Annotated in this window: 10 protein-coding genes and 1 pseudogene; 5 read left to right on the plus strand and 6 right to left on the minus strand. The window is 66.3% G+C overall.

Features of this window, described 5'->3' with window-relative positions; genetic code table 11:
• Positions 1 to 221 (minus strand): annotated as a pseudogene (locus GH737_RS10100) (ubiquinone biosynthesis protein UbiB); the annotation flags it as partial.
• Positions 218 to 949: a class I SAM-dependent methyltransferase gene (locus GH737_RS10105; RefSeq protein ID WP_155264700.1), complete on the minus strand. Its 732-nt coding sequence runs from the start codon at positions 947 to 949 to the stop codon at positions 218 to 220. The gene GH737_RS10105 and the pseudogene GH737_RS10100, both read right to left, overlap by 4 nt.
• Positions 950 to 999: 50 nt before the next feature.
• On the opposite strand from GH737_RS10105, the gene mutM reads away from it, so the two are divergent.
• From mutM to dnaA, 3 genes are all read left to right on the plus strand, one after another.
• On the plus strand, positions 1,000 to 1,806 hold the full coding sequence (gene mutM / locus GH737_RS10110; protein WP_155264701.1) for a bifunctional DNA-formamidopyrimidine glycosylase/DNA-(apurinic or apyrimidinic site) lyase: 807 nt from the start codon (positions 1,000 to 1,002) through the stop codon (positions 1,804 to 1,806).
• A 116-nt stretch (positions 1,807 to 1,922) separates the two neighbouring features.
• On the plus strand, positions 1,923 to 2,186 hold the full coding sequence (gene rpsT / locus GH737_RS10115) for a 30S ribosomal protein S20 (protein WP_155264702.1): 264 nt from the start codon (positions 1,923 to 1,925) through the stop codon (positions 2,184 to 2,186).
• A gap of 429 nt (positions 2,187 to 2,615) precedes the next feature.
• On the plus strand, positions 2,616 to 3,950 hold the full coding sequence (gene dnaA / locus GH737_RS10120) for a chromosomal replication initiator protein DnaA (RefSeq protein WP_230558754.1): 1,335 nt from the start codon (positions 2,616 to 2,618) through the stop codon (positions 3,948 to 3,950).
• Between the two features lie 141 nt (positions 3,951 to 4,091).
• On the opposite strand, the gene GH737_RS10125 is transcribed toward dnaA, so the two are convergent.
• The 4 genes from GH737_RS10125 to secB are packed head-to-tail and all read right to left on the minus strand — an operon-like array spanning position 4,092 to position 7,903.
• Positions 4,092 to 4,787: an exopolysaccharide biosynthesis protein gene (locus tag GH737_RS10125; RefSeq protein WP_155264704.1), complete on the minus strand. Its 696-nt coding sequence runs from the start codon at positions 4,785 to 4,787 to the stop codon at positions 4,092 to 4,094.
• 12 nt (positions 4,788 to 4,799) lie between these two features.
• On the minus strand, positions 4,800 to 5,792 hold the full coding sequence (gene trpS / locus GH737_RS10130) for a tryptophan--tRNA ligase (protein WP_155264709.1): 993 nt from the start codon (positions 5,790 to 5,792) through the stop codon (positions 4,800 to 4,802).
• 10 nt (positions 5,793 to 5,802) lie between these two features.
• On the minus strand, positions 5,803 to 7,359 hold the full coding sequence (gene murJ, locus GH737_RS10135; protein WP_155264705.1) for a murein biosynthesis integral membrane protein MurJ: 1,557 nt from the start codon (positions 7,357 to 7,359) through the stop codon (positions 5,803 to 5,805).
• A gap of 22 nt (positions 7,360 to 7,381) precedes the next feature.
• Complete coding sequence (secB, locus tag GH737_RS10140; RefSeq protein WP_155264706.1) at positions 7,382 to 7,903, minus strand: protein-export chaperone SecB; 522 nt, start codon at positions 7,901 to 7,903, stop codon at positions 7,382 to 7,384.
• 181 nt (positions 7,904 to 8,084) lie between these two features.
• Between secB and GH737_RS10145 the strand changes: the two genes are divergently transcribed.
• A complete protein-coding gene (locus tag GH737_RS10145; protein ID WP_155264707.1) occupies positions 8,085 to 8,738 on the plus strand; it encodes a Tim44/TimA family putative adaptor protein in 654 nt (217 codons plus the stop codon).
• Between the two features lie 167 nt (positions 8,739 to 8,905).
• Positions 8,906 to 9,922 (plus strand): murein transglycosylase A, encoded by a 1,017-nt coding sequence (gene mltA, locus GH737_RS10150; RefSeq protein WP_338061779.1) that lies wholly within the window; start codon positions 8,906 to 8,908, stop codon positions 9,920 to 9,922.
• The last annotated feature ends 238 nt before the right edge of the window (positions 9,923 to 10,160 follow it).

Here is a 10,160-nt window from a genome sequence, read left to right on the forward strand (position 1 = left end):
AGTGCCTGGCCGAGCTTGATCGCCGCGGGACCGATCGCGACGAGCGCATCGGCATATTGCGGCGTCGGCGGGATGCGCGCGCCGAGGCGGGCGATGCGCGTGAGCCGCCGCACCGGTACCGGCGTGAGGGGATCGCGCTCGATCCCGCGCAGCGCGCCGTGACGCGCAAGTGTCCGGCCCCATTTCAGCAAGCGCCACAAGTGGGTGACGCTGGTGGTCAAATCTTCCATCCGCTGTGGATGCTGACCAACCCGCCGAGCATCGGCTCTGCCGCGGCGCGGACGAAGCCGGCCTCGGCGACCATCGCCTTGAACGCGTTCGGCCGGGGGAAGCGGCGAATGCTTTCGACGAGGTAGCGGTAGCTTTCCTCGTCATCGGCGATGGCCTTGCCGATGCGCGGGATCACGTTCGAAGCCCAGGCATCGTAGAGGTTCGAAAAACCCGGCCAGTCGCTGGACGAGAATTCCATGCAGTAAAAGCGGCCGCCGCGTTTCAGGACACGGTGCGCTTCGAGGAGGGCGGCGGGAATGTCGGTGACGTTCCGGATGCCGAAGACGATGGTGTAGGCGTCGAAGCTGCCGTCGGCGAAGCTCAGCGCCTCGGCATTCTCCACCTTCCACGTCAGGCCGGAGAGGCCGCGGCGCTCGGCGCGTTCCTTTCCGACTTCCAGCATGTCCGGGTTGATGTCCGCAACGGTCACGTGCGCGCCCCGGTTGGCGATCCGGATGGCGACGTCGCCGGTGCCGCCGGCCATGTCGAGGATGTCCTCGCCTGAGCGCGGTTTCACGCGATTGACGAAGCGCTCCTTCCATAGCCGGTGCATGCCGCCCGACATCACGTCGTTCATGATGTCGTAGCGGCGCGCGACCGAGCTGAAAACCTGACCGACGCGTCGCGTCTTCTCCTCGGGGCTGACGAGCTCGTCGCCGAAATTGACCTTGTCGCTCATGGTCTCGCGCCTCTAGCGGCGTAACGCCCCGTCCGCCATATCGCAGCGGAATGCCCGAGCTTCCCGAAGTCGAAACCACCGTCCGCGGCCTGGAGCGTGTACTGAAAGGCCGCCGGATCGAGCGCGTCGAGGCGCGGCGATCGGACCTGAGACGCGCCTTGCCCGAGGATCTGGGGCAGCGGCTGACGGGCGCCAGAGTGACCAGCCTTGGGCGCCGTGCGAAATACGGACTGATCGACACCGACCGTGGCGACACGCTCGTTTTTCATCTCGGCATGTCGGGACACTGGCGCATCGACCCGAGCGAGATCGGCAAGCACGACCATTTCATCATCGATACGGACGAGGGTCTGCGGCTTGCGCTCAACGATGCGCGGCGCTTCGGCTCGCTCGATCTTGTGCGGACCGGCGAGCTGGAGGAATGGCCGGCGTTCAGGGCCCTCGGGCCGGAGCCGCTCGACATCGACGCGCGCCAGCTCGAGCATCGGCTCGCCGGACGCACGGCGCCGGTCAAGCTGCTTCTGCTTGACCAGCGGATCATCGCCGGGCTCGGCAACATCTATGTCTGCGAGGCGCTTCACCGCGCCGGCATCCACCCTAAGCGCGCGGGCGGGAGCGTTTCGATCCAGCGGCTCAGGCGCCTCGTCGGGGCGATCCACGACATGCTCGAAGAAGCGATCGCCGCAGGTGGCTCGACGCTGCGTGACTTCGCCGCGCCGAATGGCGAGCTTGGCTATTTCCCGAAGAGCTTCGCCGTCTATGACCGTGAAGGCGAGCCCTGCCGCTGCGGCGGTACGGTCAAGCGCATCGTCCAGGGCGGGCGCTCGACATTTTATTGCCCGAAATGCCAGCATTGAGCCCTCGGCGGGCGAGGACGAGGTTGACCTGAAGCGCCGCTCTGAGTAGGGGAACGCCCGCGTCGGCGCAGCCGTTTGGCTTTGCGCCGCTTTTTATTCGAGCAACGAGGATTTCGATGGCGAACACGCCGCAGGCCAAGAAGCGCATCCGCCGCAACGCGAACCGCGCTGAGATCAACCATTCGCGAATCAGCCGTATCCGGACCTTCATCAAGCAGGTCGAGTCGGCGATTGCGTCGGGCAAGAAGGCCGACGCTGCCGAGGCGCTGAAGAAGGTTCAGCCGGAACTCGCGCGTGGCGTCGCGCGCGGAGTTATCCACAAGAACACGGCCTCGCGGAAAATTTCCCGTCTGTCCAAACGGGTTGCCTCCCTCGGCTGAAAACAGCCCTCAAAAAGCCGCTGTAACGGGCCGTCGGGCGACCGGCGGCCCGTCTCGTTTTGAGACCGGCAAAAAATGCAGCAATTCCCGCGATTCGCGCGTCCGTTAACGCGGAGATAATCACTAAATCGGCAGATTCCGGCCATTTTGACGGACTTTCGGCCCGTTTCCTCTGTCAAGGCCTTTTATTGTGCATTCTGAAAAAACGGCACTTGCATGCTGTCGGCGAGCGCCTCACAAAGGCCTTTCCGGGCGCGAATCCGCGCCGGGGGCAAGAGAGATCGGAAGCCAGCCGCGCGCGACTCGGGTCACGCGCAACGGGATCTTGTTGTCTCTTGAGCGGGGGCAAGACGAGGGAGGCGCGGAACAGTGCATGCGGGAGGGGCGAATTCGTCCGTTGAACTAGCCGGGGCGCCGGTTTCGGCACCATTGGACGCCGCCTGGGAGTCGATCCGTAATGGCCTTCGACGCGATCTCGGGGCGCGCACCTTCGACGGGTGGCTCAAGCCCGCGGAGCTGGGAAGCTTCGAGCCCGACAGCGGCACGCTCGATCTCGTCATGCCGAGCCAGTTCATGGCCGACTGGGTACGCTCGCACTTCGGCGAACGCCTTGCCTTGGCCTGGAAGACCGTGCTTCCGGTCGTCCGCGACGTGCGAGTGATCGCCGCCGCCGACGCGCCGCGGCCAGCGCCGCTGCTGATCCTCGAGGAGGCTCCACCTCCAACGGAACGCGACCCGAACGCGCCCAACTTCGACCCGCGCTACCGGTTCGAGACATTCGTCGTCGGCAAGGCCAACGAAGTCGCAGCAACCGCCGCGCGGACCCTTGCGACCTCGCCGACGGTCAGCTTCAACCCGCTTTTCATCCACGGCGGCACCGGCCGCGGGAAGACCCACCTGCTGCATGCGATCGGCCATGCCTTCCTCGCCCAGAACCGCGGCTCGCGCGTTGTCTCGATGTCGGCCGAGAAGTTCATGGTGGAGTTCATCCGCGCGTTGAAGGAAAATGACACGATCGGCTTCAAGCAGCGGCTCCGTAATGCCGATCTGCTGTTGATCGACGACGTCCAGTTCATCGCCGGCAAGGATTCCACGCAGGAGGAATTCTTCCACACCATGAACGAGATCATCACCGCCGGGCGGCGGCTGGTGATCACGTCGGACCGCGCGCCGCAGGACCTCGACGGGATCGCGCCGCGAATCCTGTCGCGCCTGTCCTGGGGCCTTGTCGCGGACATCAACGCCGCCGATTACGAGCTCCGGTTCAACATCATCTGCGCGAAGCTCGACGCGCTCCCCGGCGTCGACATGCCACGCCCGGTGATCGACTTCCTCGCGCGCCGGGTGACCTCGTCGATTCGCGAGCTTGAAGGCGCGCTCAACCGAATCGGCGCCTATGCGATGATGACCGGCCGTGCGATCGATGTCGCCTTCGTCGAGGAAGTGCTGGCCAATGTATTGCGCGCCAACCAGCGGCGGATCTCGATCGACGAGATTCAAACGCAGGTCGCCGAGCATTACCGCATTCGCAAGGCCGAGATGACGTCGGCGCGGCGGGCGCGCGAAGTCGCCCGGCCGCGCCAGGTCGCGATGTACCTGTCGAAGCAACTGACGCCCAAGTCGCTGCCCGACATAGGGCGGCGCTTCGGCGGACGCGACCACACGACGGTCATCCATGCGGTTCGCCAGATCGAGAAGTTGCGCGCCAGCGATGCCGAGCTAGATGCGGATATCAGACTGCTGACGAGACAGCTGGAGGGCTGATCGGCCGCAGGCTTGCTCAATGGGCAAGCCCGCGCGGTCAGGGGGAGAGCTGGCCTTTCCGGTCGCCCCGAAACTACCGGAAAGGAATGGGCCCGCCGGAGCAATTCGGCGGGCCCGCCCATCCTAGTGAGGCTGGGCAATTCAGGAGGGGCCGGAGATGGGCGCAATGCCGCCTGTACCGAGCCCCAGCGCGTCGAGGATAAAGGCGAGCATTCCCGCTACGTAGGTCAGCGCAAGAACGCCCGTTGTGATGATCAGCACGTTGAGAACGAGGCTGAAGCCGGCAGCGACCGCCGCGACGATCGCGAGCGCGCCATCACGATAGATCAGCGCGAGTCCGAACAGGACGATCGCCGCAGCCGGCGCGAAGTGGAACATTGGGATCGGCACCGCCGCGACCAGCGCGAGCAGGAAACAGAGGCCGCCGATGATGCGCGTCGCGACCGGTCCCGTGAAAGTTGAAATGCGCGGCTTGAAGATCCGCTCGATGCGAAGCTCGAGCCATGCCATCTTGCCGACGAGCCGTCCAAGCTCCTGCTTGGTCACTCCGCGCTGCTCGAGCTTGCGCGGGAACCACGGCGCCGGCCGGCCAATGACCATCTGGGCAGACACGACGAGCATCGGGAGTGCGAAGAAGACGCTCGTCAGCGGCGGCAGCGGAAGAAGGTCGATTGCTCCGAAGATCAACAGCAGCCCGCCCCAGGCGCGTGCGTGGAGCTGCGCGGCGAGGTCCGAGAAGCTCAGCCGGTCGGGACCGTCTTCGGCGATGATCTGAGCGAGGCGCTGCGACAGCGGCAGCATCCGCGACGGACGTGGCTGATCTCCTGCGATGTCCAACCGGGGTTCCTGTCAGCCGAGTCCCACCGCGGCTTTCGCTCCGGCGAGAACCGGCGCTCCGAGCTCCTGCGCGCGGGCAGCGCCGGCGGCTAGAATTCGGTCGAGCTCGGCGGGTTCGCGCCGGAGCTCGTCGAGGCGACCGCGGATCGGAGCAATGAGGGCGACCAGTATGTCCGCGAGCGCAGGCTTGAACGCGCCGAAGCCCTGTCCGGCGAAGCGCGCGAGTATCCGGTCGATGCTCTCGCCGGTCACCGCGGAATAGATCCCGACGAGGTTCTTCGCTTCCGGCCGCGCTTCGAGCGCTTCCGCATTGTCGGGAAGAGGTTCGGGATCGGTCTTGGCCTTGCGGACCTTCTGCGAGATTTCGTCGTCGCTGTCAGTGAGGTGGATGCGGCTCATTTCCGACGGGTCGGACTTGGACATCTTCACCTTGCCGTCGCGAAGCGACATGATCCGCGCCGTCGTCCCGCCGCCGATGAAGGGCTCGGGCACAACGAACAGCTCGGTTGCGAAGTCGTTGTTGAACTTGATCGCGATGTCGCGAGTGAGCTCGACGTGCTGCTTCTGGTCCTCGCCAACCGGCACGTGCGTAGCCCGGTAGAGCAGGATGTCGGCCGCCTGCAGCACCGGATAATCGAACAGGGCGACCGACGCGCCTTCGCGGTTCTTGCCGGCCTTGTCTTTCCACTGGGTCATCCGGTTGAGCCAGCCCATCCGCGCGGTGCCGTTGAGGATCCAGCACAGCTCCGAATGGGCGGGCACGGCGCTCTGGCGGAACAGCACGGATTTTGCCGGATCGATGCCGCTGGCGATCAGCGCTGCCGCCATTTCCCGGACGTTCGAGTGCAGCTCGGCGGGATCGAGGTCGACGGTCAGCGCATGGAGATCGGCGAGAAAGAACAGGCATTCGGCCTCGTCCTGCATCCGCACCCACCGCAGGATCGCTCCGAGCAGGTTTCCGAGGTGAAGCCCGCCCGTCGGCTGGATTCCGGAAACGACGCGCATCGGCGAATGGTCAGCCGGCATCGGTGTATCGCCTCCTGCGCCTGACGAGGGCTTTCAATTCGTCCTTGTCGGTGCCGCCCAGCACCCAGACCAGCGGGAAGTAAACCGCCAGTCCGCCGCCGACGATCGCCCCGACGCCGGCGATTCGCTGCACGAAGGACCCGTCGAACCAGCCGGAAAGCGCATGGCGGATCGCGAGAAGCGCGATGGCCATCGCCCCGGCGGCCAGCAGTTGCCGGGCAAGCCGGGAGGCGAGCCAGCGTTCGACGCGGAAGTGCCCGCGGCGATGGAGCAGGACGTAAAGCATCGTGCAGTTGAGCCACGAACTCAGCGCGACGGCCGCGGCAAGGCCGCCGATCCCGAAGGGCGGGATCAAAGCGAAGTTGAGGATCACGTTGGCGATCAGCACCACGACCGCGATCTTGACCGGCGTCGCCGTGTCGCGGCGGGCGTAGAAGCCCGGCGTCAGCACCTTCACCAGCACATAGGCCGGCAGGCCGAGCGAGATCAGGGACAGGGTCAATGCCGTGAAATGGGCGTCGCGCGCATCGAACCGGCCGGCCTCGAAAATGGCCGACACCAGCGGAAGCGCACTCACCGCAAGCGCGAGCGCCGCGGGCAGGCACAGCAGCATCGCCAGCTCCGCCGCCTGCCCCTGAACGCGCGCCGCCTTGTCGTCCTCGCCAATGTCGACGTGGCGGCTGACCTGCGGGAGGATCGCGGTCCCGATCGCGGCGCCGATCACCCCGAGCGGGAGCTGATTGAGGCGGTCGGCATAGTTGAACCAGCTGACCGCGCCGGTGCCGATGCGCGTCAGGAAGAACGTGTCGATGAACACGCTGACCTGATAGACACCGGCGCCGAGCGTCGCCGGGATGACGACTCGGATAAACTGGCGCACACCGGGCGTCAGCCTCGGCCGGCGCACTCTAAGGGTGACTCCCGCGCGCTTGCAGGCGGCGATCAGCAGGATGAGCTGGAGGATGCCGCCCACCGTCACGGCCGCCGCCAGCGCCGTCGCGGTCACGGCCCCGCCTTGCCGCACGGAGACGAGGGCGACCAGCATGGCAAGGTTCAACAGCGCAGGGGCGAACGCCGCCGCGGTGAAGCGCGCCAGGCTGTTGAGGATTCCGGAATAGAGCGAAACCAGGCTGATCAGCAGCAAATAGGGGAAGGTGAGCCGCGTCAGGAAAGTGCCGAACGCGAGCTGGTCGCCGGACCAACCCGTGATCGCGTAGATGAACAGCTTCATGCCGAGCATGAAAAGAAGCGTGAACAAAATTAAAGTCGGCAGGAAAACGGCGAGCACTTCCTCCGAAAAGCGCCTCGCCTCGGCTTCCCCGCCGGACTGGAGCCGCTGGCTGTAGAGCGGGACGAAACCCGCCGAGAAGGCGCCTTCGCCGAACAGGCGCCTGAAAGTGTTCGGCAGGCGGAAGGCGACGTAGAACGCATCGGTGTAGATGCCGGCGCCGAGGATGCGCGACATCAGCATCTCGCGCAGGAAACCGGCGATTCGGCTGACCATCGTCAGCCCGCCGATCGTGCCGGTTGCTTTGACCAGGTTCATGCGCCGCTCGGCCGCGACGGGATCAGGCCTGCGATGGCGTTTCGGTGGGTTCCTGTCCGCCTGCGCCGCCCGCGCCCTGCTGGGCCTGAAGCTGCGCCATATAAGCGGCAGTGAAGTCGATCGGATCGAGCAGGAGCGGCGGGAAACCGGTGCTCGAAACCGCCTCTGCGATGATCTGGCGGGCGAAGGGGAAGAGCAGGCGCGGCGCCTCGATCAGCAGGAAGGGCTGGAGCGCCTCCTCGGGCAGGTTGCGCAGTCCGAACAGCCCCGCGTAGCTGAGGTCGACGACGAAATGGACGCCGTTCTCCGAACGCGCCGAGACCTCGATCTTCAAAGTCACTTCGTGAACATCTTCCGCGGCCCCGCCGACAGCGATGTTGAACTGCACGTCGAGCCCAGGCTGTACCTGCCAGGAAAAAACCTGCGGAGCGCTTGGATTTTCGACCGACAGGTCCTTGATGTACTGCGCGAGGATCGAAACCTGCGGTTCGCTGCTGTTCTCGCCCGAGCCGTTGCCACCCGGAACCGGTTCCTGATCCGCCATTTAATGCCGTCCTTGCAAGCTGTTGCGTCGTTTAGGGAGCCGCCGCATGAGGGCGGCACGTTAGCCCGGTGCGCCTAGCAGCCGCAAATATGGGGCGCAATGCCGCCTCGTGCGTTTGCTGGTGTTGGAATATTTACGCGCCGCGCACTATGTTGAAGCGGAATACGATGGGATTCTCCAATTGACCGTCATTGTCATCCTTGCCCTGGTTGCCTTGTTCATCGGGCTGCGCCTGTACAGCGTGCTCGGCGAGCGAACGGGGCATGAACAACAGCCAATCCTGAAGCCGGCGGACCAAGACGCGCGCGTCGAGCCGCGGGTGACTCACCCGCCGGCGACGCTGTCGACCCCGGATAACGGCGCCGATCTCGCTTATGTGCCGCTTGCGGGCCCCGGTGTGCGCGCAATCCTCGCCGCCGACCCGAGCTTCGACGTCGCCCGCTTCCTGGAAGGTGCGAAGGCCGCGTACCGGCTGATCCTCGAGGCGTTCTGGAAGGGCGAACTCGACACGCTGAAGCCGCACGTCGACCCGCACGTCTACGAGACCTTCGAGACTGCGGTCGAGCAGCGTGCGAAGGACGGGCTGACGCTCGACAACCGGCTGGTGACCATCGAACAGGCGGTCATTTCCGAGGCGAACGTCGAACGTTCGTTGGCGCTGGTCACGGTCCGGTTCGAGGCCGACATCGCCGCGGTGACGCGCAATGCCGAGGGGCAGGTCGTCGCCGGATCGATGAGCGACGCAGTCCAGACGCGCGACCTGTGGACTTTCCGCCGCGATCTCGCTTCGCGCGATCCGAACTGGCTGCTGATCGAGACCGACGAGGAAGCGTGAGCTTCGCGTCACGCGCATTCGCGCTAGCCTCCGCGTTGCTCCTCGCTGCCTGCGCCGCGCGCCTCACGCCGCCGCCGGTCAGTCCGCCTCCAGTCACTCGGCCTGCCATTCCGCCGCCGGTTGTCCCGCTAACGCCACCGCCGCCGCCTAACGCGCTCGCGGCGGGCGTGGCCCTGGTGCCTCCTGCTGCGACGATCTACGACCAGTGGGCGGAGCGGGCACTCCGGGCATTCCGCACGTCTTGCCCGGTGCTGATGCGTCGACAGGACCAGTCCGGCCTCGCCCAGGCGCAGGACTGGGCGCCGCTTTGCACCGAAGCCGCAACCCTCGCGCCGGAGCAGGCCGCGACCTTTTTCCGCGACCGTTTCGATTGGGTTCGAGTGGGCGACGGAAAGGCGTTCGCGACGGGTTATTACGAGCCGGAAATCGAGGGATCGCGGGTGCCGCTGCCCGGCTATGTGCCGATCTATCGTCTGCCCAACGACCTCGTCCGCTGCACCAAGCAGGACGGCACGACCGGGCGCGGGCGGATCGACGAGACCGGCACCTGCGTGCTCTATTTCACCCGCGCCGAGATCGAGGACGGCGCGGTCGCGGGGCGCGGGCTAGAGCTCGCCTGGGCGAAGGATCCGGTCGACCTGTTCTTCCTCGAGATCCAGGGCTCCGGCCGAATCCGCATGCCAGACGGCAGCGTCATGCGCGTCGGCTATGCCGGCCAGAACGGCCGCGAATATGTCGCCATCGGCCGGCTGTTGCGCGAGCGCGGAATCCTTCCTCCGGGCGGCGCGAGCATGCAGTCGATCAAGGCATGGATACGCGCCAACCCGGACCAGGGCCGGGCGCTGATGCGGGAGAACCTGTCCTACATCTTCTTCAAGGAACTGACCGGCCCCGGACCGCTCGGCGCCCTCAACGTGCCGGTGACGCCGCACGGGACGGTCGCTGCCGACCCCAAGTTCGTGCCCCTCGGCGCGCCCATTTACCTCGCGGTCGACCGCCCGGAGGCTTACGGGCTGTGGGTCGCGCAGGACACCGGAGGCGCGATTAAGGGACCCAACCGGTTCGATACCTTCTGGGGCGCCGGCCCGGATGCGACGCAGATCGCCGGCGGGATGGCCGCGAATGGAGTCGCCTGGATCCTGCTGCCCAAGAGCGCCGCGGCCCGTGCGGTCGCTCACCCCTGAAGAAGCGGCGCTCTGGGCTCGCGTCGCTTCGACCATACGCCCGCTGTCGCGCGCCAAGGAGCACGGGCAGACGCAGAACCAAATACGTGCTGCCAGGACTGAGCCGAAACCTGTCGCCGCCCGTGCCGCGGTGCCGGCGAAATCGCCGCAGGTGCGCGACTTGCCTGGCACGACGCTCGACAGCAGCTGGGACCGGCGGCTGCGCAGCGGCAGCATCGCGCCGGAGCGCGTCGTCGAC

The organism is Sphingomonas segetis (genome assembly GCF_009720245.1).
GTDB classification, from domain to species: Bacteria; Pseudomonadota; Alphaproteobacteria; order Sphingomonadales; family Sphingomonadaceae; genus Sphingomicrobium; species Sphingomicrobium segetis.